The organism is Nocardiopsis sp. L17-MgMaSL7, assembly GCF_003182025.1.
GTDB classification, from domain to species: Bacteria; Actinomycetota; Actinomycetes; order Streptosporangiales; family Streptosporangiaceae; genus Nocardiopsis; species Nocardiopsis prasina.
Map to the genome: position 1 here is coordinate 266752 of NZ_QGTF01000007.1, position 24182 is coordinate 290933.

21 protein-coding genes and 3 tRNA genes are annotated in these 24182 nt (G+C 71.8%); 18 read left to right on the top strand and 6 right to left on the bottom strand.

What is annotated here, in order from left to right; genetic code table 11:
- Positions 1-122 precede the first annotated feature (122 nt).
- From BDW27_RS14805 to BDW27_RS14815, 3 genes are all read right to left on the bottom strand, one after another.
- On the bottom strand, positions 123-785 hold the full coding sequence (locus tag BDW27_RS14805) for an NAD(P)-binding oxidoreductase (protein WP_110049707.1): 663 nt from the start codon (positions 783-785) through the stop codon (positions 123-125).
- 107 nt (positions 786-892) lie between these two features.
- A complete protein-coding gene (locus BDW27_RS14810) occupies positions 893-1879 on the bottom strand; it encodes a 2-oxoacid:ferredoxin oxidoreductase subunit beta (RefSeq protein ID WP_233515772.1) in 987 nt (328 codons plus the stop codon).
- Positions 1880-1943: 64 nt separating this feature from the next.
- Positions 1944-3794 carry a 2-oxoacid:acceptor oxidoreductase subunit alpha gene (locus BDW27_RS14815; protein WP_110049711.1) on the bottom strand — a complete coding sequence of 617 codons (1851 nt, stop codon included), beginning with the start codon at positions 3792-3794 and terminating at the stop codon, positions 1944-1946.
- A 494-nt stretch (positions 3795-4288) separates the two neighbouring features.
- Between BDW27_RS14815 and BDW27_RS14820 the strand changes: the two genes are divergently transcribed.
- Positions 4289-5149 (top strand): M48 family metalloprotease, encoded by an 861-nt coding sequence (locus BDW27_RS14820; RefSeq protein WP_017543040.1) that lies wholly within the window; start codon positions 4289-4291, stop codon positions 5147-5149.
- A 61-nt stretch (positions 5150-5210) separates the two neighbouring features.
- On the opposite strand, the gene BDW27_RS14825 is transcribed toward BDW27_RS14820, so the two are convergent.
- Positions 5211-5708: a YajQ family cyclic di-GMP-binding protein gene (locus BDW27_RS14825; RefSeq protein ID WP_110049713.1), complete on the bottom strand. Its 498-nt coding sequence runs from the start codon at positions 5706-5708 to the stop codon at positions 5211-5213.
- A gap of 222 nt (positions 5709-5930) precedes the next feature.
- Between BDW27_RS14825 and BDW27_RS14830 the strand changes: the two genes are divergently transcribed.
- The 17 genes from BDW27_RS14830 to BDW27_RS14910 all read left to right on the top strand — a co-directional run bounded on the left by BDW27_RS14830 (position 5931) and on the right by BDW27_RS14910 (position 21655).
- Positions 5931-6012, top strand: a tRNA-Tyr gene (locus tag BDW27_RS14830).
- A gap of 420 nt (positions 6013-6432) precedes the next feature.
- Positions 6433-6678, top strand: a complete 246-nt coding sequence (locus tag BDW27_RS14835; protein ID WP_017543038.1) for a hypothetical protein — start codon at positions 6433-6435, stop codon at positions 6676-6678.
- A 56-nt stretch (positions 6679-6734) separates the two neighbouring features.
- The gene (locus BDW27_RS14840; protein ID WP_017543037.1) at positions 6735-6983 is read left to right on the top strand and encodes a hypothetical protein; all 249 of its coding nucleotides are present in this window, start codon (positions 6735-6737) and stop codon (positions 6981-6983) included.
- A gap of 12 nt (positions 6984-6995) precedes the next feature.
- Complete coding sequence (locus tag BDW27_RS14845) at positions 6996-7250, top strand: hypothetical protein (RefSeq protein ID WP_017543036.1); 255 nt, start codon at positions 6996-6998, stop codon at positions 7248-7250.
- An 11-nt stretch (positions 7251-7261) separates the two neighbouring features.
- Positions 7262-7570: a hypothetical protein gene (locus BDW27_RS14850; protein ID WP_110049715.1), complete on the top strand. Its 309-nt coding sequence runs from the start codon at positions 7262-7264 to the stop codon at positions 7568-7570.
- 139 nt (positions 7571-7709) lie between these two features.
- Positions 7710-8255, top strand: a complete 546-nt coding sequence (locus BDW27_RS14855) for a hypothetical protein (RefSeq protein WP_110049717.1) — start codon at positions 7710-7712, stop codon at positions 8253-8255.
- A 174-nt stretch (positions 8256-8429) separates the two neighbouring features.
- Positions 8430-9302 carry a DUF2397 family protein gene (locus BDW27_RS14860; protein WP_110049719.1) on the top strand — a complete coding sequence of 291 codons (873 nt, stop codon included), beginning with the start codon at positions 8430-8432 and terminating at the stop codon, positions 9300-9302.
- Entirely contained in the window at positions 9302-10678 is a 1377-nt protein-coding gene (locus BDW27_RS14865; protein ID WP_110049721.1) for a TIGR02678 family protein, read from the top strand. The genes BDW27_RS14860 and BDW27_RS14865 overlap by 1 nt, the downstream gene beginning before the upstream one ends.
- On the top strand, positions 10632-15332 hold the full coding sequence (locus BDW27_RS14870) for an SbcC/MukB-like Walker B domain-containing protein (RefSeq protein ID WP_110049723.1): 4701 nt from the start codon (positions 10632-10634) through the stop codon (positions 15330-15332). The genes BDW27_RS14865 and BDW27_RS14870 overlap by 47 nt, the downstream gene beginning before the upstream one ends.
- A gap of 228 nt (positions 15333-15560) precedes the next feature.
- The gene (locus tag BDW27_RS14875) at positions 15561-17666 is read left to right on the top strand and encodes an AAA family ATPase (protein WP_017543031.1); all 2106 of its coding nucleotides are present in this window, start codon (positions 15561-15563) and stop codon (positions 17664-17666) included.
- A gap of 293 nt (positions 17667-17959) precedes the next feature.
- Positions 17960-18035: transfer RNA gene (locus BDW27_RS14880), tRNA-Thr, on the top strand.
- A gap of 103 nt (positions 18036-18138) precedes the next feature.
- Positions 18139-18214, top strand: a tRNA-Met gene (locus BDW27_RS14885).
- Positions 18215-18315: 101 nt separating this feature from the next.
- Positions 18316-18480, top strand: a complete 165-nt coding sequence (rpmG, locus tag BDW27_RS14890; RefSeq protein ID WP_026117477.1) for a 50S ribosomal protein L33 — start codon at positions 18316-18318, stop codon at positions 18478-18480.
- Between the two features lie 158 nt (positions 18481-18638).
- Positions 18639-19082, top strand: coding sequence for a MaoC family dehydratase N-terminal domain-containing protein (locus tag BDW27_RS14895; protein ID WP_110049725.1), 444 nt, complete (start codon positions 18639-18641; stop codon positions 19080-19082).
- Between the two features lie 15 nt (positions 19083-19097).
- Positions 19098-19526: a MaoC family dehydratase gene (locus BDW27_RS14900; RefSeq protein ID WP_110049727.1), complete on the top strand. Its 429-nt coding sequence runs from the start codon at positions 19098-19100 to the stop codon at positions 19524-19526.
- A 57-nt stretch (positions 19527-19583) separates the two neighbouring features.
- Positions 19584-20660 (top strand): UDP-N-acetylmuramate dehydrogenase, encoded by a 1077-nt coding sequence (locus BDW27_RS14905; RefSeq protein ID WP_199560660.1) that lies wholly within the window; start codon positions 19584-19586, stop codon positions 20658-20660.
- A 401-nt stretch (positions 20661-21061) separates the two neighbouring features.
- Positions 21062-21655, top strand: coding sequence for a TMEM165/GDT1 family protein (locus BDW27_RS14910; RefSeq protein WP_017543026.1), 594 nt, complete (start codon positions 21062-21064; stop codon positions 21653-21655).
- Between the two features lie 29 nt (positions 21656-21684).
- On the opposite strand, the gene BDW27_RS14915 is transcribed toward BDW27_RS14910, so the two are convergent.
- Positions 21685-22734: an adenosine deaminase gene (locus BDW27_RS14915; RefSeq protein WP_110049815.1), complete on the bottom strand. Its 1050-nt coding sequence runs from the start codon at positions 22732-22734 to the stop codon at positions 21685-21687.
- A 119-nt stretch (positions 22735-22853) separates the two neighbouring features.
- Positions 22854-24062, bottom strand: coding sequence for a pyridoxal phosphate-dependent aminotransferase (locus BDW27_RS14920; RefSeq protein ID WP_110049729.1), 1209 nt, complete (start codon positions 24060-24062; stop codon positions 22854-22856).
- Between the last annotated feature and the right edge of the window lie 120 nt (positions 24063-24182).

Consider the following 24182-nt stretch of genomic DNA (forward strand, 5'->3'; position numbering starts at 1 on the left):
CTTCTATGAGGGCATCTGGCCACAGAAGGCCGGAACCGCCGCCGACGACGGGAACCGCCGAGGTGGCGGCGGAAACCGCCAGCTCCGGACCCCGACCCACGGGGTCCGGAGGACCCGGGTGGCTAGCCGGCGGCGGCGCGGACCGCGTCGGCGACCGGCGTCCGACCGTTCACCAGGTTGAGAACCCTCTTGGCGGTCCCCGGTTCGTCCAGGAGGGCCACGATCACGGCGGCCACGTCGTCGCGCGTCACGGAGTCGCGGTCCACGGGCTCACCCAGGTCCACCTGACCCGTTCCGGCCTCGTCGGTCAGCCGACCGGGACGCAGGATGGTCCAGTCCAGGTCGAGGTCGTGTTCACGCAGGTCGTCGTCGGCCGCCTTCTTGGCCGCCACGTACGCGGCCCACACCTCGTCGGTGCCCTCCGGCACCGGCTGGTCCACGTTGATCGCGGAGACCTGCACCAGGCGGCGCACCCCCGCCAGGGCCGCGGCGTTCGCGGTCAGCGAGGCCGCCTTGTGGTCCACCGTGGACTTGCGGTCGGCGCCGCTGCCCGGTCCGGCTCCGGCGGCGAACACCACGCCGTCGGCGTCCATGATCTTCTCGGCCAGCTCGGTGACGCTGGCTTCCTCCAGGTCGACGAGGACCGGCTCGGCCCCGGCGTCGACGACGTCCTGGGTGTGGTCGGGGTTGCGGATGAGGGCGACGGGCTGGTCACCGCGGGCGGCCAGAAGCCTGGCCAGCCGCAGTGCGATCTTCCCGTGTCCACCGGCGATGACGATACGCATGGGGGAAGCGTATTGCCTGCGCCACGGGCACACCGGGAGGAGACCCCGGGCGGCGGCGGTGAACTTCCCGACGCCGCCCGGGGGAATACGCCCCCATCGGGGTGGGGTCAGTCCACCGTCCAGGTGTCCCCGCTGGCCAGCAGCGCGCCCAGCTCGCCGTCGCCGTGCTCGGCCCGGGCGTCCTCCACCTGTTCGTTGAGCAGCTCGTCGTAGACCGGCCGCCGCACGTCCCGGAACACCCCGACCGGCACGTGCTCGAAGGCGGGCTGGTCCAGTCTGGACAGGGCGAACGCGTACCCCGGGTCCGGGCGGTGCGCGTCGTGCCGGATCAGCCGGTCCTCGCTGACCGAGTCCACGTCCACGACCTCCAGGCCGCCGAACCCGTCCGCCACCACGCCGCGGTCCGGTCCCAGCCGCAGCGGCTCGCCGTGCTCCATGCGCAGCAGCCGCAGGTCCCGGGCGGCCGGGTCCTTCAGCGGCTCGAAGGCGTCGTCGTTGAAGATCGGACAGTTCTGGTAGATCTCCACGAACGACGCTCCGGGGTGGTCCGCCGCCGCGCGCAGCACCGAGGTCAGGTGCTTGCGGTCGGAGTCGACGGTCCGGGCGACGAAGCTCGCCTCGGCGCCCAGCGCCAGCGACACCGGGTTGAACGGCTGGTCCAGCGATCCCACCGGCGAGGACTTCGTGATCTTCCCGGCCTCGGAGGTGGGGGAGTACTGGCCCTTGGTCAGCCCGTAGATGCGGTTGTTGAACAGCAGGATGTTGATGTTCACGTTGCGGCGCAGCGCGTGGATCAGGTGGTTGCCGCCGATGGACAGACCGTCGCCGTCACCCGTGACCACCCACACCGACAGGTCCGGGCGGCTCGCCGCCAGCCCCGTCGCGATCGCCGGGGCGCGCCCGTGGATCGAGTGCACGCCGTAGGTGCTCAGGTAGTACGGGAAGCGCGAGGAGCAGCCGATCCCGGACACCATCACGATGTTCTCGCGGGGTACGCCCAGCTGCGGCAGGAACGACTGGAAGGCGGCGAGGACCGCGTAGTCGCCGCACCCCGGGCACCAGCGCACCTCCTGGTCGGACTTGAAGTCCTTCATCCGGTACTCGGTGTCGGTCCTGGGCACCAGCCGCAGCCCGGCCGGGGGCGTCCCGTTCGAGTTCTCAGTCACGGTCGATGACCTCCCGCAGCACGTCCGCGAGCTCCTCCGCCTTGAAGGGCAGCCCGCGGACCTTGTTGTAACCGATGACGTCCACCAGGAACCGGCCGCGCAGCAGCAGCGACAGCTGGCCCAGGTTGATCTCCGGGACCACGACCCGGTCGTAGCTCCGCAGCACGTCGCCGAGGTTGGCCGGGAAGGGGTTGAGGTGGCGCAGGTGCGCCTGTGCGACCCGGCCCCCCGAACGCCGGATCCGGCGCACGGCGGCGGTGATCGACCCGTAGGTGCCGCCCCAGCCCAGCACGAGCACGTCCGCGTCGTCCGTGGGGTCGGAGACCTCCAGCTCCGGGATGTCCCGGGCGATGGCGTCCACCTTGGCCTGGCGGGTGCGGACCATGAGGTCGTGGTTGTCGGGCGTGTACGAGATGTCCCCGGTCCGGGCGTGCTTCTCGATCCCGCCGATCCGGTGTTCCAGGCCCGCCGTGCCCGGCACCGCCCACGGGCGGGCCAGTGTCTCCTCGTCGCGCAGGTACGGCAGGAACTCGCCGTCCGGCCCGTTGGGCCGCGTGGCGAAGCCGGGGTCGATCACCGGCAGCTCCGACACCTCGGGCAGGCGCCAGGGCTCCGAACCGTTGGCGAGGTAGCCGTCGGAGAGCATCACCACCGGAGTCCGGTACCGCACGGCCAGGCGGACCGCCTCCAGCGCCGCGTCGAAGCAGTCGGCGGGGGAGGAGGGCGCCACCACTGGCACGGGGGACTCCCCGTTGCGGCCGTACAGCGCCATGAGCAGGTCGGTCTGCTCGGTCTTGGTGGGCATACCGGTGCTCGGACCGGCCCGCTGCACGTCCACGACCACCAGCGGGAGCTCGGTCATCACGGCCAGCCCCACGGCCTCCTGCTTCAGCACCATGCCGGGGCCGGAGGTGGTCGTGACCCCGAGCGAGCCGCCGAACGACGCGCCGATCGCCGCGCCGACGCCGGCGATCTCGTCCTCCGCCTGGAACGTGCGCACGCCGAACCGCTTGTGCCTGGAGAGCTCGTGCAGGATGTCGGAGGCGGGGGTGATGGGGTACGACCCCAGGAACAGGGGCAGACCGGACCGCCGCGACCCGGCGATCAGCCCGTAGGCGGTGGCCAGGTTCCCGGTGATGTTGCGGTAGGTGCCCGGGGGGAGCTTCGCGGGCTTGACCTCGTAGGAGACCGCGAAGTCCTCCGTGGTCTCCCCGAAGTTCCACCCGGCCTGGAACGCCGTGAGGTTGGCGGCGAGGATGTCCGGCTTGCTGGCGAACTTCGACTTCAGGAACGAGGTCGTGCCCTCTGTGGGGCGGTTGTACATCCACGACAGCAGCCCCAGCGCGAACATGTTCTTCGCGCGCTGGGCGTCCTTCTTGGACAGCCCGGACCCCTCCAGGGCGGCCACCGTCATCGAGGTGAGGCCCACCGCGCTCACGTGGAACCCGTCCAGGCTCCCGTCGGTGAGGGGGTCGACCGCGTAGCCGACCCTGGCCAGGCTGCGCTTGGTGAACTCGTCGGTGTTGACGATGACGGTCGCGCCCCGGGGCAGGTCACCGAGGTTGGCCTTCAACGCGGCGGGGTTCATTGCCACCAGCACGTCCGGTGCGTCGCCCGGCGTCATGATGTCGTGGTCGGCGAAGTGGAGCTGGAAGCTGGACACCCCGGGGAGGGTCCCGGCGGGGGCACGGATCTCGGCGGGGAAGTTCGGCAGGGTCGAGAGGTCGTTGCCGAACGACGCTGTCTCCTGGGTGAAACGGTCACCGGTCAACTGCATCCCGTCGCCGGAGTCCCCGGCGAACCGGATGATGACCCGGTCGAGCTGCTCGATCTGTTTGGCCACTGAGATCGAAGACCTCCTTGGTCAGCCGCCGGTCGTGACGGGCGGCGGCGCTGTGGTGTCTACCCCCGGCCGAACCTCACCGTCACGTGCCGGGTGCCTGGATCGGGGGCAGGAGGACGGCGTGGCCCCCACACGCCCTGGGTGCGCCAACCCCGGGTGGTGTTTCGGCGGTCTCGGACCGCGGCCGGGCCGACCTCGGCTTCCCGCCTCCGACGGCACGGCCCCCCGCTCACCTCGAAGGGGACGCCCGCCCCGCTGGAGCGCCGTCCCGTCCCCGTGGTGTTCGGAGTGACAAGGGCCACGTTGGCACTATAGGTCGTCGTCCCGACCCCGGGGCGGGGCGGGTGGCCATTGTCACAACCCCTCCGAATCCGGGCTGGAAGCGGGATGTGACCGACAGCTGGTCACATGGGGAACGCAAGACGCGGACCCGCACGTTTGTCACCATGTACGCATCCACAGCCGGGCAGCGGCGAACAGCGGAAGGAGGGCGCGTGCACGTCAACGCGATCCGCGCGGTGGGCCTGTTCGTCGGCGCCTCGGTGCTCGCCGTCGTGGTCGGCTGGCTGTGCGGAGCGGAGAAGGGGATCCAGGTCTCGGTGGCGCTGGTGGCCTGCGCGGGGATCCTGGTCTACCTCTTCGGAAACTCCCTCGCGCTGCGCGCGATGCGCGCCCGCCCGGTCAGCGAGATCGAGCGCCCCGAGCTCTACCGGATGGTGCGGGAACTGGCGACGGCCGCTCGGCAGCCCATGCCCCGCCTCTACCTCTCCCCGGTGCGCTCGCCCAACGCCTTCGCCACCGGCAGCAGCCCCCGCCGCGCAGCCCTGTGCTGCACCACGGGCCTGCTGCGCGCCCTCAACGAACGCGAACTGCGCGGCGTGCTCGCCCACGAACTGGCGCACATCCGCGCGCACGACACCCTGATCAGCTCGGTGGCGGCGACCCTCACCGCGCTCATCACCGCACTGACGGCGGTCTCGTTCCTGATCCCGCTGGGGGACTCCGAGGAGACGGACCTGCCCAACCTGCTCGGCGGCCTGATGATGGTGGTCCTGGCCCCGCTGGCGGCGATGGTCGTCTACTTCGGGGTGGGCCGGGCCCGGGAGTTCCGGGCCGACGAGCGGGCGGCGGAGATCACCGGTGACCCCCTGGGGCTGGCCGACGCGCTGACCAAGCTGGAGTCCGGGAACCGCGCGTACCCGCTGCCCAAGGAGCGCGCCCTGCTGGCGGCCTCGCACCTGATGACCACCAACCCCTTCCCCGGAGGGGTGGGCCGCCTGTTCGCCGCACACCCGCCGGTGGAGGAGCGGGTGCGCCGTCTCCGCGAGCTGCGCCGCAAGTGGGACATGCGCTGAGGCCCCACACGACGCGACGGCCGCCCTCCCCTGTCGGGGCGGGCGGCCGTTCGTCGGATGCCTAGCGGTAGTTCACGAACTGGAGCGCCAGGTCGAAGTCCTTGTCCTTGATGAGGTTCATGACGTTCTGGAGATCGTCCTTCTTCTTGGAGCTCACCCGCAGCTCCTCGCCCTGGATCTGGGCCTTGACACCCTTGGGGCCCTCGTCCCGGATGAGCTTGGAGATCTTCTTGGCGTCCTCGGAGGAGATGCCCTCCTTGAGGCTGATCGGCAGGCGGTACTCCTTGCCGGAGGGCTTGGCCTCCTCGGCCGAGTCCAGGATCTTCAAGGAGAGCTTGCGCTTGACCAGCTTCTCCTTGAAGACGTCCAGGGCGGCCAGGGCGCGCTCCTCGGAGCCGCTCTTGATCTCGATGCCGTCCTCGCCCTGCCAGGCGATGGTGGTCCCCGTGCCCTTGAAGTCGAACCTCTGGGACAGCTCCTTGCCCGCCTGGTTCAGCGCGTTGTCGACCTCCTGACGGTCGAGCTTGGACACCACGTCGAAACTGGATTCGGCGGCCACGTACTCTCACACCCCGCTACGTCTCATGGGTCACGGTGCGCCGTGGGGCGCCCGTGTGCGTCTCGTCCGGCCCGGTCCGGGCCGGTTCAGAGCTTAGCCGCGCCGCGCCCGCCCCCGCCTGACGAGCCCGGCGGAGGCGCGCGCGGGAATCGATTTCAGGTTCGGGCCCATCATCCGCTATTGTCGTTCCTGCGCGGCGACGCCAAGCGTCGCAGCAGCCCAGGCGGGTTGCCCGAGCGGCCAATGGGAGCGGACTGTAAATCCGTCGGCTTAGCCTTCGAAGGTTCGAATCCTTCACCCGCCACAGGGAGTACCGAAGCCCCCGGCACCAACAGGTGCCGGGGGCTTCGTCGTGTCCGGGGCCGACCCGCGGTGGACCGGGGTGGTCTCTTCACTCCCGTGACACCACGTGGGTGGGTACTCACGGGCGGTCAGATGATTCGGGCGGTTGCGAGATGGTCACGCTCCGAGTGCGCTTCGGTCACTCTGTGTGATCTTTGATCGTTTCGGTGGGGTCGAGTCGGGCCGATAAATCACCGCATCATCCCTTTTGTTTTCAAGGGCAAAAGGAATTCAACCGGCAATCTGGACAATTGGCTGGTGGAGTTTCGGCGTTGACAAAAATCGGGGGGCGGATGATGATTGCATCAGTCCACCGCGACACAGGTGCAAAAGCGCCTGCGTCTTTTTCTGTCAATGCCTCGCTTGAATTCTCGGGGGAAACATGATCAAGAAGCTGACCGCTGCTGGCCTGGTCGCTGGTGCCGCGATGGGCGCGCTCCTCATGGGCGCTCCCGCTCACGCCTCGCACGGTGGTGACCAGCAGTTCAACCAGAACCTGCAGCTCGTCCCGATCCAGTCCTGCAACCTGACGGGCAGCGTTGGCCTGGTTGCCGTCACCGTGCCGATCCTGTCGCCGCAGACCACGGGCGACTGCGTGAACGGCCCCATCGGCACCAACATCAGCTAGTTCCGGCAATCGGTTCGACCGAGACCATATCTCAAACTTCTTCGAAGGGTAATTCAATGCTGCGTAAGCTCGGCATTGCCGGCCTCGTCGCTGGTGCTGCTTTCTCCGCCGTCCTGGCCGCCACCCCGGCCTCCGCTGGCTCGCACGGTGGCGACCAGCAGTACAACCAGAACCTCCAGCTGGTTCCGGTTCAGCTGTGCAACACCAGCGCCGCCGTCGGCCTGGTCGGCGTCAACGTGCCGATCCTGTCGCCGCAGACCACGGGCGACTGCGTCAACGGCCCGATCAGCACCAACATCGACTAGGAGAACCCCACAATGCGTAAGTTCACCGCTGCCACCGCCATCGCCGGTGTCGCTCTCGGCGCCATCCTCGCGGCTGCTCCCGTGTCCGCCTCCCACGGTTCCCACGGTGGCGACCAGCAGTACAACCAGAACCTCCAGGCCATCCCGGTCCAGCTGTGCAACACCGAGCTGGCTGTCGGTCTCCTGGCTGGCGTCAACGTGCCGATCCTGTCGCCGCAGACCACGGGCGACTGCGTCAACGGCCCGATCAGCACCAACATCGACTAGGGGAACCGCACATGCTGCGCAGGTTCACCGCCGCCACGGCGATCGCCGGTGTCGCGCTCGGCGCGATGCTCGCGGCCGCCCCGGCGTCCGCCGGTTCGCACGGTGGCGACCAGCAGTTCAATCAGAACCTCCAGTTGGTTCCGATTCAGCTGTGCAACACCGAGCTGGCTGTCGGCCTGGTCGGCGCCAACGTGCCGATCCTGTCGCCGCAGACCGCTGGCGACTGCGTCAACGGCCCGGCGAGCACCAACATCAGTCACGACAGTGCTGACAAGGGTGACCACGACCGTGCCGAGGGCGACCACGGCTACGGCTACTGACCACCTGAGCGTGGTCGACGGAGCCCCAGGGCTCCGGTGACGGAACAGAGCGGGTTCGAGGCCCCCCGGCGTGTGCCGGGGGGCCTTGCCGCTTCCCGCGACGAGGATGGTCGCGATCCCATCGAACCTAGGAGGCCGGTTGAAGCCCGCACTCTTGGCCCGCGCCCTGTTGTTCGGAACCGCCCTGGTGCTGACGGTCCCGGCCTGCGGCCAGTCGGAGGAACCCGAGGACGACCGCCCCACCGCACAGGACGACCCCACCGCGCAGGACGACGCCCCGGGAACGGACGGCTCCCCGGAGTCAGGGGACGGTCCGGCCGCCGAGGGGGAGGTCCAGGTCCTCAACCTGCACGGCGACGAGGAGGGCTTCGACGACCAGCGCCCGCAGACCTACGTCGCCACGGGGTCCACGACTTTCTCCGACATGGAGTGGGACGAGTGGGACCACACCCGCGCACGAGGTGAGGGCGAGATCCTGGGCACCTGGTGCATGGACCAGGGCTGCCAGAACGACCCCTACGACGTGGAGCTGGAACTCGGCGACCCCGTGGAGGTGGACGGGATCTGGTACTTCTCCACCTACACGGTCACCGAGTACGACGACGACATGCCACAGGCGCAGCGGGACGCGCTGGACGAGGCCGACGGCGGACGGCTCACCCTTCCCGGCCCCGCCGAGGACTGAGACCGGGGCGGAGCGAACGTGAGCTTCGACTCCGCCCTCGCTTCCCCGAATCCTCCCAAAGTCGAGAAAACTCTCGAACTCGCTGGTCAGATCGGGCGCGAGGTGGTGTTCACCGGGGTCCGGGGTGGCCGAACCGGGCGTGGCGAGCCCCGGAGGTCTCTAGTCTGCTGAGTTGTGGGACTCAACCAGTGGGCGGACGACCGCGCGGACGAAGGACAGGGCACCGGTGACCGACCGGTGCCACGGCACGGCCGCGCCGCACTGCTGCGCCTGGCCGCCTGGTTCGAGGGCGCCGAACCGGATCGCGCCGAGGCACTGGCCACGGCGGCCTTCGCCCTGCACCCCGCATGCCACCTGGAGGGGCGCGTCGACGACACCGTCGCGGCCACCACCAGCTGGTGGCACGCCGAAGCCGACCGCAGCACCGTCACCGAACACCCCGGAACCCGCCCGCCCGAACCCGTGCGCGACCACCGGGCCCAGCAGGCCCGCCTGCGCGACGCGGCCGAGTCCTCCGCACACTGGCGCCGTGCCGGTGCGGAGCAGATCCGTTCCCTGCTCACCGCACCCACCGCCGACCGCGCCCGGCTGGACCTGTCCGGCGCGGGCATGGAGGTCCTCATGGAGCTCCTCACGGCCGCGCTCGGCTCCGGCGACGCCTCCCGCCGCCCCACCTCCGCCGGGGACCTGGAGTTCGGACTGCGACTGCACGTCCACGCCTCACCCGGGGCGGAGCTCACCATCCGCGGTGAGGGCGGCGACCTGACGCTGGAGGGTCTGAGCCTGTGCGTCACCTCCTACGAACAGCACGCCGTGGTCACGCCGCCCGGGGAGCGCCCGAACGCCCCTGCTGAGGCTGCCGCGCCCGACACCGACCCGGAACCGCCGGCCGACGCTGATCCCGAACCCCCGGCCGCCGCCGACTCGGAACCCCCGGCCCCAGGCCCCGCGCCCCAGGCCGCCGCCGACCCCTCGGACCCCGACGTGGAGACCACCGGTCCCATCGGCATCGTCACGGACACGCACCGGACCGGAAGGTGGGAGTGATGGAGACCAGCGCGCACACCGAGGACGCCGCCCTCATCGGTGAGCGACAGGCCGCCGCCCGCGCCCTCATGGCGCGGCCCCTGCTCACCCGGCGTACGCACCCGGCCGAGTTCTCCCTCGTGCGCTCCCACGCCGAGTGGCTCGTCCAGCGCTTCCAGCGGGTCCTCGGCTACCGCCTGACCGTGGCCGACGAACACGCCCGCCTGGTCAAGCGGGGGCTCGTCGACGAGGTCGTCCGCCCCGCCGAACGCGCCACCGGAGCCCGTTTCACCCCGCGCACCCACACCTACCTGGCGCTGGCGCTCGCGGTCCTGGTCGAACAGACCGGACCCACCACCGCGCGGTCCCTCACGGCGGGGGTCCGCGCCGCCGCCCGGGAGGCCGGGATCGACGCCGACCCCGGACGCGGACTCGGCGAACGCCGCGCCTTCTGCGCGGCCCTGCACCACCTGGTCGGCCTCGGAGCGCTCACCGAGACCGCCGGAACCGTCCGCGCCCACCAGGCGGACCCCGTGGTCGACGTCGAACTCACCCCGGACACCGGCGCCCTGCGCGCGGTCACCGCCCACCTGCCCCGGGCGGGGGACGACCCGGACTCCTTCCTCGCCGACGCGGCCGACCCGGACCCGGAGGGCGACCAGGCGGGCGAGGTCGCCCTGCGCCGCCTGCTCGCCGAGACCGCCGTGGTCTACCGCGAACACCTTCCCGACCGCCAGCGCGACCGCCTCGCCGCCCACCAGTGGCGGGCCGCCGCCGCCCTGGGCAACCTCCTCGGCTGCGACACGGAGATCCGCGCCGAGGGTGTGGCGCTCGTCATGCCGGACGAGACCGACGCCGCCCAGCGCTTCCCCTCCGACGACCCGGTGGGCCGCACCGCCCTGTCCCTGGTCCGTCACCTCTCCGGCCGCCTGCACCCCGGCCGCCCCGCCACCTCCGTCCCCGTTCCCGACCTGGAACTACGTACCGCGCTGGACGCCTTCGGCGGCGCCGACGCCCCGGTCCGCGCCGAGTGGGCGCGCACCGCCGGACCCGAGATTCCCGACCCGGAACGGCTGTCGGCCCTCGCGCTGGAGCTCCTCGCCGCCCTCGGCCTGCTCACGGGAGGCCCCGGACAGTGGGCGCTCACCGCCGCGGCGGCCCGGTTCGGCGCCGACGTGGACGAGCGCGTCCCGATGATCCAGGACAATGACGAAGACAGCCGGACACTCCCCGCGCAACCGCGTGGTTCCGGTCAGGACGAACCCGATCCCCAGACCGACCCCCGAGACGACCTCGACCGGGTGACGTCCGTGCTGCAAGCGGTGGCGAACGAGAAGGTGAGCGCGACCAGTGGTGACACAGGAGACGATCCAGGCCCCCGGGACGGCTCCGGCTGATCCTGCCGACACCCCCCGTTACCGCCTGGAACGCGCGGGCATCAGGAACGTGTGGCAGTACGACGACCACGTCCTGGACTTCGCCGAGGGGCGGCTGCTGCTGCGCGGCCGCAACGGCGCGGGCAAGTCCAAGGCCCTGGAGATGCTGCTGCCCTTCCTGCTGGACGGCGACGTCCGGCGTCTGGACACCACCGGCACCAACCGCACCAGCCTGCGCTGGCTGATGGCCGACGACCCCCGCGCGGCGCGCGGGCCGGTCGAGGAGGGCACCGGCCCCGACCTGCTCGGCGGCCCCGCCGAACCCGTGTCCGACAACGGGGGGACCGCCTCCGCTGACGGTACCGACCCCTCCCGCGGCGACACCGACGCCAGCTCAGGGCCCGCCACCCGACTGGGCTACCTGTGGGTCGAGTTCACCACCGCGCGCGGCGACCGGGGCCTGGACGCGGCCGCCTCCTCGCGCGGCTCCGCCGGGCCCGCCCCGGCCGGTCCCACCACCGCCTCCGCGCTGCTTGCCGCCCTCGCCCCGGCTCCCGCCGCCGACCCCCTGGCGGACCCGGCGAACGCAGCGGACCCGGCCACCGACTCCGAGGCCCCGGCGGACACCGGTGACGCGGACGCCCCCGGAGCCCCGCCCCGGCACATCACCCTCGGCGCGGCCGTCATGGCCGTCGGCGACGCCGACCCGCGCTGCGTGTTCTTCGTGACCGACCGCCGGGTGGGGCACGACCTCGACCTGGTCACCGACGGCCGCCCCAAGCCCGTGGACCGGCTGCGCTCGGAGATCGGCGCGGACAACTGCTTCACCAGCGCCGTCCCCTACCGCGCCCGCGTGATGCGCGACCTGTTCGGGATCGACGACTCCGTCCGCTACCGCAACCTCATCCACCTGCTCTACCGCCTGCGCCGCCCCACCATCGGCGACCGCCTGGAGGCCGGAGAGCTGGTCGGCGTCCTGTCCGAGGCCCTCCCGCCCATGGACGAGTCCGTCCTGGACGAGGTCGCCCGCAACATCGCCGACCTCGAACAGGCCCGGAGCGAGAAGAACGGCCTCACCGAGGCCGGGGCCGGAGTGGCCTCCTTCCTCACCGACTACCACGGTTACCTCCTGCACACCCTGCGCGCCCGCTCGGCTGAGGTCCGCGAACAGCTCGACGCCTGCACCCGCCGCACCGAGGAGACCGACCGCCTTCGCTCCGAGCTGGACGAGCTCATCACCGCGGAGAGCCAGATCGCCGAGGCACGCGACCAGGCCCGCCGTACCCGCGACACCGCCGACGCCGACGACGGCACCCTCGCCGCCGCCCAGAACGGCGCCGCCACCGCCACCACGAACGAGCGCCGCGCCTACGACGCGGCGGTCGGCGCCTACATCCGCGCGGCCGAGGCCGCCTGGGCCGCCGCCGAGCACGCCGCCACCACCGAGACCCACGCGGTGGAGCGCCTCGGTGAGGACACCACCACCATCGAGCGGGCCCTGGAGGTCCTGCGCCAGACCCACCTGGAGGCCGCGCGCGCGGCCACCGCCGCCGGGCTCGACACCCAGGCGCTCGGCCAGGTCCCCGACGCCCACACCTCCGTGCACGCCCCCCGGGAGAGCACCACCCGGGTCGACCTCCAAGGCCTCGAACAGGCCGTGGAGCGCGCACCCGTCGAGGGCGTCGACCTCGCTGACCTGCGCGACCACCTCGGCCGCCTGCACGACCGCCTCACCTCCTGCGCCGACGCCGCCGCGGACCGCACCGACCTCGCCACCCGGCTGACCGGACTCACCACCGCCGAGGCCGCCGCCGACCGCCGCCTGGTCGCCCTGACCAGCGAGGCCGAGAGCGCCGAGTCCGTCCTGGAGCACACCCACACCCGCGAGCAGGAGGCCATCACCGCCCTGCGCGCCGAGAGCACCTCCTACGCCGACGGCGTGCGAGCCTGGGCGGCCCGGCTGCGCGATTCCAGTCACGCCCACGCCCTCGGCGAGGCCATCCACGAGCTGGAGGGCAGCGTCGAACTGCCCATCACCGACTCCCTGCGCGTGCTGGACCCCCAGGTCCCGGCCACGGTCGCCCGCCTCGCCCACACCGCCGTGGACCCCCTCCTGGAGGAACTGCGCGCCCGCCGCGACGTCGCCGTCAACGAGGAGGGCCAGCTCTCCGACGAACTCGCCGAACTCGCCGCCCGCCGCGCCCGCAACACCGACAGCGCCCCCGAGCGACCCGCCTGGGCCACCTACCCGCGCCCCAACGGCGACGGCGTCCCCTTCCACCTGGCCGTGGACTTCGCGGACGGCCTCACCCAGCGCGAACAGGCCGGACTGGAGGCCGCCCTGGAGGCCAGCGGACTGCTCTCCGGGTGGATCCGCGCGGACGGCACCCTCTACGACCCCACCACGCGCGACCTCATGGTCACCCCGGCCCGTCCCGCCAAGGGCCGCACCCTGCTGGACGTCCTCGTCCCCGTCGCCTTCCCCGACCGGGGCATGAACGTCGACAACCTCCGCGCCCTGCTCTCCTCCATCGCCCTGCACTCCGAGACCCCGGGCAGCGCCGAGGACACCGAGCCCAAGCACCGCCGCGACAGCGCCGTGACCACCGTCAGCTCCATGTCGCTCTCCGGCGGCTGGCGGCTGGGCGTGGCCTCCGGAGCCCACTACAAGGGCGAACCCGAGTTCATCGGCGAGGCCGCGCGCAAGCGCGCCCGCGACCGCCAGTCCGCCAACACCGACCGGCGCATGGCCATCGCCGAGGCCCTCCTCGCCGAGGCCGGGGAGCGCCGCTGGGCGGTGGAGCACTCCTACACCGAACTGCTCGCGGTCTCCCGCGACCTCCCCGAGGCCGCCCCGCTCATCCGCGCCTGGACCACCCTCGACGTCGCCCGGGCCGACGTGGCCGCCGCCCGCCGCGCCCACGACACCGCGCGGACGGCCGAGGAGTCCGCCCGGGCCGAACTCCTCGGCATCCGCACCCGCCTGACCGAGGCGGCCCGGGACCAGTACCTGCCCACCGTCCGGGCCGAACTCGACAGCGCCCTGCGCGCCCTGGACCACCTGCGGGTCCTGATCGCCTCGGCCCTGCGCGACCTCGACGTCCTCGCCTGGGAGCTGGCCGACCACGAACGCCACGTCGCCGCGTGGTCCCGCACCCGGGCCGCCCGCGTCCTCGCCGAGGACGCCCGCGCCGCCGCGATCGACGACATGATCACCGTGCGCCGCCAGTTCGAGCTCGGCGATCGCGCCCGGGGCGTGGCCTCGGAGCAGATCGACGCCGCCCGGGCCCAGGTCCAGGAACGCGCCAAGGAGGCCGCCGAACGCCTCCCCGAACTCGAACGCGACGCCCAGCGCGCCCGTGACGAACGCGTCAGCGCCGAGGCCCGCCTCGACGTCGCCACGACCGAGCGCGCCGAACAGGTCCGCCGCGCCCTGGCTGTGGGGGAGGCCCTGGTCTCCTCCGTCACCACCATCGGCGACCCCGACAGCCGCTCCGTCACCGGTACCGAGGACACCGTCCCCGACTCCGTGCTGCTCCGCGCGGCCGGGCTTGAGGACTGCGCCGGGGACGACGCGCCGCTGGCCCGCTACCTGGCGGCGGTCATCGGCGACCCCGAAGCCGAGACCACCGGACCGGACGAGCGCCTGGCCCTCCTGGCCTCCTTCACCGCGCAGCTGGAGGACGGCCTCGCCGCCCAGGACGGCGTCGCCGAGGTCGACGACAGCGCCATCCTCGGCAGCCGCGAGGAGCTGCACCGCCTCCTCACCTCGGTGGGCTGGGCCCAGACCCGCACCGAGCTCAGCGAGCCGCGCGGGGTGAAACGCCTCACGGTCCACGACGAGGACGGCGCCCACGACGTCACCTCCTACGCCGAACGCGTCGCCGAGGCGGTCGTGAGGGCCGAGGAGACCGTGGCCGTCGCCGAGGAGGAGGCCTTCGAACGCCACCTGCTGGGCGAGCTCGCCGGACACCTCTCCCGCCAGATCGACGAGGCCCGCGCCCTCATCGCGACCATGAACGACGTCCTCAAGGACGTCACCACGTCCGCAGGGCTCGGCGTGCGCCTGGACTGGAGCCTGGCGCCCGACGCGGGCGCTGACGTCGAGGCGGTCGTCCCGCTCCTGGCCACCCCCGCGAACGAGCGCACCCGGGTCCAGACCACCCGCCTGCGCGACGCCCTGCGCCGCTGCATCGAGGCCATCCGCCGCCTGGACCCCACCGCCACCGGCGGCGCCCAGCTGCGGGCCGCGCTCGACTACCGATCCTGGTTCACCTTCACCGTCTACGTCACCGACTCCGCCGGGGACGAGCGCCGCCTGGGCCACCGCACCGCCCTCAGCCAGGGCGAACAGCGCGTGGTCGCCTACCTCGTGCTGTTCGCCGCGGCCGCCGCCCAGTTCGACGCCCTGGCCGCCCGCGCACCGTGGGCGCCGCGCCTGATCCTGCTGGACGACGCCTTCGCCAAGGTCGACGAACCCACGCACGGACGCCTGCTCGGCCTGCTGGTCGAACTCGACCTGGACTTCGTGCTCACGTCCGAACGCGTCTGGGGCTGCTTCGCGAGCGTGCCGAGCCTCAACATCTACGAGTGCCTGCGGGACCCCAACGTCCCGGGGATCGCCACCCTGCACTTCACCTGGGACGGCAGCAGGAGGCGGCTCGTCGGTGTGTGACCCGGCGGTCCCGGCGGACGCCGTCCTCCGCCGGAAGCGGGTTCGGCGAACACGCCGACGCGCGCCCGCCGACCGTGCCACAGTGGCCTGGGTCACCTCCGGTCCTCGGGAACCCCGAGGTCCGGCGTGGGTGGAACGGGTCACGGGTGCCGACCGGCGCGCGTATCACCAGCGCGCTTCCTCCCGTCCTGTCCTACTCTGCTGGTGCAGGTTCGAGAACGGAGCGGGGTGGCGAAGGTGACTCGGGGACCCGAGGCGGACACACGCACAGGACGGGACGGCCACGCGGCCGCACCCCAGACCGAGGACCCCACTACCAAGGCACTCCTCGACGCTCTGGCGCGCTCGGGGCTGTCCGAGGAGGTCCGCACCTGGGTCGGCGCCGCCCTGTGGGGTGAGGAGGCGCTTGAGGCGCTCCTGAGGGGCGAGCACATCCCGGGGATCGTCCCCGCGGGGACCCCCGAGGCCCCGCCCGGACGGGTGCGACGGGCCTACCTGACCGGCATCCGCGTCCAGGGGTTCCGCGGCATCGGCCGCCCGGCCGACCTCACCTTCTCCCCGAGCCCCGGCCTCACCGTCATCGTCGGCCGCAACGGGTCGGGGAAGTCGAGCTTCGCGGAGGCCGCCGAGGCCGCCCTGACCGGGCGCAACCCGCGCTGGGACGCCATGCCCACCGGCTGGCGCGACGGCTGGCGCAACCTCCACTACGACGAGCGCACCGAGGCGACCGTGGACATCCACATCGCCGGGGACCCCGGGCCCACCCGGATCAGCCGCCGCTGGACCGGGGAGAGCGTCCGCTCCGCGCGCGGCGAGGTCGTGCACCCGAACGGCGACGTCTCCCCCCTGCGCACCCTCGACTGGGGCGAGAACCTCGTCCGCTACCGCCCCTTCCTGTCCTACGACGAACTCGGCCGCACGGTCACCGGCCGGGCGGCGGAACTGTACGACACCCTCACCGCCCTGCTCGGGCTCACCGGGCTCGCCGAGGCCGAACGCCGCCTGGCCAAGGTCTGCGACGGCCTGGTCCGGCGCCGTGACCGGCCCTCCCGCGAGCTGCGGCCCCTCCTGGAGGTGCTGGGCGCCTCCAACGACCCCCGCGCCGTCCAGGCGGTGGGAGTCCTCTCCGCCCCCTCCATGGACCTGGAGGCCCTGCGCCGGGTCGCCTCCGACGACGGCCCCAGCGATCCCGCCCTGCACGTGGTCCTGCGCCGGCTGCGCCGCCTGGCCGTTCCCGAGCGCACACTCATCGCCGACGTCGTCAACGAACTGCGCGGGGCCGCCATGGAACTGGCCATGGCGGCGGGCAGCAAGGGCGACCACGCGCACGGAGTGGTCCAACTCCTCGAACAGGCGCTGGAACACCACAAGCGCCACCCCACCGAGACCACCTGCCCCACCTGCTCGACCACCGGCGCGCTCGGCGCCGACTGGGTACGCCGCGCCAACGCGCAGCTCCGTGCGCTCCGGCCCCAGGCCGCCACGGCCTCGGCGGCCTACGACCGCGCCTCCGCCGCGCGCGACCAGGCCCGGTTCCTGCTCTCCCCGGTGCCGACCTGGCTTCCGCCGGAGAGCGAGCTCGGCCAGGTGTGGGCGCTCTGGGAGTCCGGCTCCGACATCGAGGACCTCGGGGAGCTGGCCGAGCACATCGAGTCCGTGGGCCGCAGACTCCGCGCGGCGGCGGTCAGTGCCCGCCGGGACGCCTCCGAACGGCTGGAGGACCCCACGAACGGATGGGCCGACCTCGCCGAACGCCTCTCCGGCTGGCTGGACGACGCCCAGGACTCCGTGGCGGCGAGCGAGACCCTGGCGGTGGCCGAGACGGCCCTCAACTGGTTGGCCGAGCACGCGCGCGGAGTGCGCGCGGAGCGGCTGGGGCCGGTGGCCTCCCAGGCCGAACAGGTCTGGTTCCGGCTGCGCCAGGAACGCCACATCGACCTCCAGGGCATGCGGCTGATCGGCCGGGGCGCCCGCCGGAGGGTGGAGGTGGACGTCTCCGTGGACGGCGTCGACGACCAGACCAGCGCGCCCGGGCTGCTCAGTCAGGGCGAGTTCCAGGCGCTGGCGCTGTCCATCTGCCTGCCGCGCGCGCTGGTGGACGGCAACCCCTTCGGCTTCCTCCTGCTGGACGACCCGGTCCAGGCGATGGACACCGAGACCGTGGAGGGGCTCGCGGCGGTCCTGGCCGAGGTGGGACGGCACCGGCAGCTCATCGTGTTCACCCACGACACCCGGCTGTCCGACGCCCTGCGCAGGCTGGGGCTGCCCGCCGACATCCGCACGATCAACCGCGACGCGATGTCCAACGTCTGGCTTGCCGAGGGCGGCTCCTGAGGGCCTGCCCGCCCCGCATGCCCCGGACCGGGGTGCACGGCGTCACACCGGGCCCTTTTTCGGGCTCCTTCCGAGGCTGCGCGGAGGGTGCTTTCGGAGCCCCAGGACCCCTGTTGAGCAGGGGTTTCCGTGTTCCGCGACTGGTGCGGGGGAGGGGGTGGGCGGGTCCTGCGGCGGACCCCCGCGGGGGTGCCCGGTGCTCGATTTGGCAGACCACCCCCGGATCCCTGTATAGTCATGTTCAGCGCAAGGGGGTACGCCCCCGGGGCGGACGAGAGAAAGTCCCACAGCGCGCCCCTTTAGCTCAGTCGGCAGAGCGTCTCCATGGTAAGGAGAAGGTCTACGGTTCGATTCCGTAAAGGGGCTCCACCACTTGACGAGGTTCCGGTCCACTCAGGTGGGTGGCCGGTGGAACTTCACCGGCCTTGACAGAGGGACATCCGCGATTAGGATGTCCTTCCGTTCTGATCGGGGCGGGGTAGCTCAGTCGGTAGAGCAAGCGGCTCATAATCGCTGTGTCGTCGGTTCAAGTCCGGCCCCCGCTACCAACCCGCTGACCCCTGAGGCGCAGTACTCAGGGGTCGTCGTGGGTCTCCAGCAGTGTTCAACTGCGCCCAGGTAATGTCTCCAGCGAGAAAGGCACTCCGAAGTGGCTGCCACAGACGTGAGGCCGAAGATCACCCTGGCCTGCCAGGAGTGCAATCACCGGAACTACATCACGCGCAAGAACCGTCGGAACACCCCCGACCGTCTGACGATCAAGAAGTTCTGCCCGAACTGCCGCAAGCACAACGACCACCGCGAGACCCGCTAGGTTCTCCAGGTCCGTCGTCCCCGGCAGGGAGCGGTCGGCTTCTCGTAGACTCCAGCCCGGTGAGCACTTCGCTCACCGGGCTTTTGTTATGGCCGGCACGGATCGGCGGGCGCAGTGCCCCCGCACCGTGACCGCACAGCGCACAGGAGAGACAGAGCGTGGCGATCAACCCTGACTACCTCGGCCGGGAGTACCCCGCCCCCGAGGCCTACGAGGTGACGCGCGGCAAGATCCGCGAGTTCGCCGAGGCGATCAACGACCTCAACCCCGTCTACCTCGACAGGGCCTCCGCCAAGGCCCTCGGGTACGCCGACGTCATCGCCCCGCCCACCTTCCCCGTCATCCTGGGCATGGCCGGGTCCGCCCTGGCCCTGGCCGACCCGTACCTCGGGGTGGACTTCTCCCGGGTCGTCCACGGCGACCAGAGCTTCCGCTACAGCCGCCCGCTCCAGGCGGGCGACGTCCTGAGCACGGTCACCCGCATCACCGACATCAAGGCGCTGGGCGGCAACGAGCTCATCACCATGGAGACGGTGGCCGAGGCGGCCGACGGCGAGCACGTGGTGACGGCGGGCATGATGCTCGTCGTCCGGGGTTCCTAGGAAGCGGGGAAGACAGTGAACAGGATCAAGCACGCCGACGTCGAGGTCGGGACCGAGATCCCCGAGCGGGCCTTCCCGGTCCGCCGTCTGGACCTGGTCCGCTACGCGGGCGCCTCGGGTGACTTCAACCCGATCCACTGGAACGAGCGGTTCGCGAAGTCGGTCGGCCTGCCCGACGTGATCGCGCACGGCATGTTCACCATGGCCGAGGCGGGCCGGGTCGTCACCGACTGGACCGGGGACCCCGGCAGCGTCGTCGACTACGCGGTGCGCTTCTCCGCGCCCGTGGTGGTCCCGGACGACGACCAGGGCGCCGAGATCACCGTCGGCGGCAAGGTGAAGGCCAAGAACGACGACGGCACCGTCACCGTTCTGCTCACCGCCCGCTCCGGCGGCGCCAAGGTCCTGGCCAAGACCACCGCCGTGGTCCGCCTGGCCCCGTAGCCCACAGGGCCACGACCGTCCCCATCCGCGCCCGCGTTCGTTCTCTCCGCAAGAGGTATGCCCGTGTCCACGATGCTCGCCGACCACACCACCCTCGGCCTGGGCGGCCCCGCCAAGGCCTTCCGGACCGCCAGTTCCACCGACGAGCTCGTCGGCTTGGTCACCGAGGCCGACCGCACGGGTGAGCGCGTGCTCGTGCTCGGCGGCGGCAGCAACCTGGTCGTCGCCGACGACGGGTTCCCCGGCACCGTGGTCCTGGTCGCCTCCCAGGGCGTCACCACGACCGAGGCCGGTACCGACCCGGAGACCGGCGAGGAGATCGTCCTGCTGAGGGCGGACGCGGGTGTGGAGTGGGACCCGCTGGTGGAGCGGACCGTCGCCGAGGGCCTCAACGGCGTCGAGTTCCTCTCCGGAATCCCCGGCCGGGTGGGGTCCACCCCCATTCAGAACGTGGGCGCCTACGGCCAGGACGTCAGCCAGACCGTCCACGAGGTGCTGGTCCTGGACCGCACCACCGGTGAGCTGGTCACGCTGTCCAACGCCGACTGCGGCTTCACCTACCGCGACAGCGCCTTCAAGGGCCACGACCGGTACGTGGTGTGCGAGGTCGTCTTCGAGCTGCGCCGGGGGCCGCTGAGCCGCCCCGTCCGTTACGCCGAGGTGGCCCGCGCCATGGGCGTGGACGCGGGGGAGCGGGTGCCCCTGGTCCGGGCGCGCGAGGTGGTCCTCGGGCTGCGCGCGGGCAAGGGCATGGTCCTGGACCCCGCCGACCCCGACACCCGCAGCGCGGGCTCGTTCTTCACCAACCCGGTCCTGTCAGCCGAGGAGTACGCGGCCTTCCGCGAGCGGGCCGGCGCGCGCCTGGGGGCCGACACCGAGATCCCGGGGCACCCCGACGACGCGGGCAACGTGAAGCTCTCCGCCGCCTGGCTGATCGACCGCGCCGGGTTCACCAAAGGCTACGGCGACGGTCCCGCACGGATCTCCGGCAAGCACACCCTGGCCCTCACCAACCCCGGCGGCGCCACCACGGCCGACCTCCTGGACCTGGCCCGCGAGGTGCGGGCCGGGGTCGAGGCGGCCTTCGGGGTGCGCCTGGTCAACGAGCCGGTGCTGCTCGGGGTCAGCCTCTGATCCGGGCGGCACCAGCAGTACGGGCCCCGGGGCCCTCCCGGCTCCGCCCGCGGACGCCTGGCGCGGGGCACCGTCCGTCACCCTCCTCCTCGCCAGCGCGGCGACCGCGGCGGCGACAAGACGCCCAAGAAATAAGTTAGGCGCCTCTAACTCCTTTATCAGGCCAACCTGAGAATTCAATTCGCCAGATCAATAAATTGCCATCAACAATGGTTCTGGTAATGTCTTGGGTGTCGAAGGGGAGTAGTCCCCAATGTGCGCGGTCGACACACTGGACGTTGACGTCCCGGCCGTGTGAGCCCAGTACAGCGGGCGGACGAGACCTTTGACCCGGTAGGAAACGACCGGGTTGAAGGGGCGTTCTCCGCCTCCTTCTGCCCATCACGGACAGCAGGAGAACCATGTCAGCTTTTCTGATCGGCCTCGGTGTGAGCACGGGTGCCATCTTCATCGCCGAAATGGGCGACAAGACCCAGTTGGTCGCGATGTCCCTGGCGACCCGTTACCGCGCCCTCACCGTCATCCTCGGGATCACCGTCGCCACCGCCGTGGTGCACCTGGGAAGCGTGTTCATCGCGGAGGTCCTCGGCACGGCCATCCCCACCGACTGGCTCACCCTCGCGGCCGGGTTCGCGTTCCTGGTCTTCGGACTGTGGACCCTGCGCGGCGACGAGATGACCGACAAGGACGAGGAGCGGGCCGCCTCCCGCCGCATCCGCTCCGGGTTCGTGACCGTGTTCGTGGTCTTCCTCGTGGCGGAGCTCGGTGACAAGACCATGCTCGCCACCATCACCGTGGGAACCCAGTACCACTGGCTCCCCGTGTGGATCGGCTCCACCGTCGGCATGGTCGCGGCAGACGCCATCGCCATCGCGATCGGCGCGGTCCTCGGCAAGAAGCTGCCCGAGAGGGCCATCCAGGTCGGCGCCTCCGTGCTGTTCTTCGTCGCGGGGGCGGCCATGCTCGGCCAGGGCGCCTGGATGCTCCTGGCCTGAGCACACGGGGTGGGGTCTCCCACGCCCGTTCAGCCGCCCAACGGCTCCGGTTCGCCGGCCAGCCAGTCGTCCACCCCGGAGAGCAGCTGCTTCTTCAGGGAGTCGGGTGCCCCGGCGCCCCGGATCGACATCCGCGCGAGGTCGGCCAGCTCGGCGTCGGTGAACCCGAACACCTCACGGGCGATCCGGTACTGCTCCACCAGGCGCGGCCCGAACAGCAGGGGGTCGTCGGTTCCCAGGGCGATGGGCGCACCGGCCTGGTAGAGCCTGCGCAGCGGGACGCGGTCGAGCTGGTCGAAGACCCCGAGGCCCACGTTGGAGGTCGGGCAGACCTCCAGGGTCACCTCCTGGGTGGCGATGCGCTCCAGCAGGTAGGGGTCCTCCACGGCGCGCACCCCGTGACCGATCCGGTCCGCGTTCAACTCGTCCAGGCACTCCCGGACGCTGCGCGGGCCGTTGAGCTCCCCGCCGTGGGGCGTGGAGAGCAGCCCGGCGCGCTTGGCGATCCGGAAGGCCGCCTCGAACTCCCGCGCCCGGCCGCGGCGCTCGTCGTTGTTCAGCCCGAACGACACCACGCCGCGGCCCGAGTACTGGGCGGCGAGGCGGGCCAGGGCCCGGGCGTCCAGGGGGTGCCGGGTCCGGTTGGCGGCCACCATCAGGCCGATCGCCACACCCGTCTCGCGCTCCGCCACGCGGGCGGCGTCCAGGATCAGTTCCAGCGTCGCGGTCAGCCCGTCGAAGAGCGAGGAGTACCCGCTGGGGTCGACCTGGATCTCCAGCCACCCCGAACCGGCCTCCCGCTCGTCCTCGGCGGCCTCCAGGAGCAGGCGGTGGATGTCCTCGGGCCTGCGCAGCACGGAGCGGGCGATGTCGTAGAGGCGTTGGAAGCGGAACCAGCCGCGTTCGTCCGTGGCCCTGAGCTTGGGAGGCCACTCCTTCACCAGGGCCTGGGGCAGGTGCACCCCGCGCTCCTCAGCCAGTTCCACCAACGTGTCGTGGCGCATCGAGCCGGTGAAGTGCAGGTGCAGGTGGGCCTTGGGCAGCCGATCCAGTCGGCGAGCGGTGGTCGGTGTCTCCATGAACCAAGCCTGCCGCATGAAGGGCACCAAGCGTGCCAGGAATGGCCAACAGCACACGACGCGAACGCGCCCCAGGCCGGAGCCAGGGGCGCGTCGTCCGTCGTCGGTGCCGGTGGGGGCTACTCCGCCTCGCCCAGCAGTTTCTGCATGCGGCTGACGCCCTCCACCAGGTCCTCGTCGCCCAGCGCGTAGGACAGGCGCAGGTAGCCCGGTGTCCCGAAGGCCTCGCCGGGCACCACGGCGACCTCGGCCTCCTCCAGGATGACCTCGGCCAGTTCGGCGGAGGTGCTCGGCGTCCGGCCGCGGATGCTCCTCCCGAGGACCCCCCTGACGGACGGGTAGACGTAGAACGCCCCCTCGGGCACGGGACACACCACGCCGTCGATCTCGTTGAGCATGCGCACGATGGTCCGGCGGCGGCGGTCGAAGGCCTCGCGCATCTCCTCGACGGCCGTCAGGTCTCCGGAGACGGCTGCCAGCGCGGCGGCCTGGGAAACGTTCGCGACGTTGGAGGTGGCGTGCGACTGGAGGTTGCCCGCGGCCTTCACGAGGTCCTTCGGGCCGATGATCCACCCCACGCGCCAGCCGGTCATCGCGTACGTCTTGGCGACACCGTTGACGACGACCGTGCGGTCGGCGATCTCGGGCACCTCGACGGGCAGCGAGGAGAACTCGGCGTCGCCGTACACGAGGTGTTCGTAGATCTCGTCGGTCAGCACCCACAGGCCGTGCTCGTGCGCCCAGCGGCCGACGGCCCGCACCTGCTCGCGCGGGTAGACGGCTCCGGTCGGGTTCGACGGCGAGACGAAGACCAGCACCTTGGTGCGCTCGGTGCGCGCGGCCTCCAACTGCTCGACACCGGCCATGTACCCGGTGCTCTCGTCGGTGACGACGAAGACCGGCACGCCCCCGGCGAGCCGGACCGACTCCGGGTAGGTGGTCCAGTACGGGGCGATGACGATGACCTCGTCGCCCGGGTCCAGCATGGCGGCGAAGGCCTCGTAGATGGCCTGCTTGCCGCCGTTGGTCACCAGGACCTGGGCGGGCTCCACCTCGTAGCCGGAGTCGCGCCGCGTCTTCTCCGCGATCGCCGCGCGCAGCTCGGGCAGTCCGGCGGCGGGCGTGTAGCGGTGGAAGCGGGGGTCGCGCGCGGCGGCCACGGCCGCCTCCACGACGTAGTCCGGGGTCGGGAAGTCCGGCTCGCCCGCGCCGAAGCCGATGACGGGTCGTCCCTCCGCCTTCATGGCCTTGGCCCTGGCGTCCACGGCGAGGGTGGCGGACTCGGAGATGGCGCTGATACGTGCGGAGACACGGGGTCGCTCAGTCATGTCCCCATCGTGTCACGTGCCACTTCGCCGCACCGGGCGGGCACCGAACCGGTTTGTCCGGAGCCGCGGTGAGGGCATACAATCGTCGGCGTCGGCCGGTCGCCGTGCGGGCGCAACATC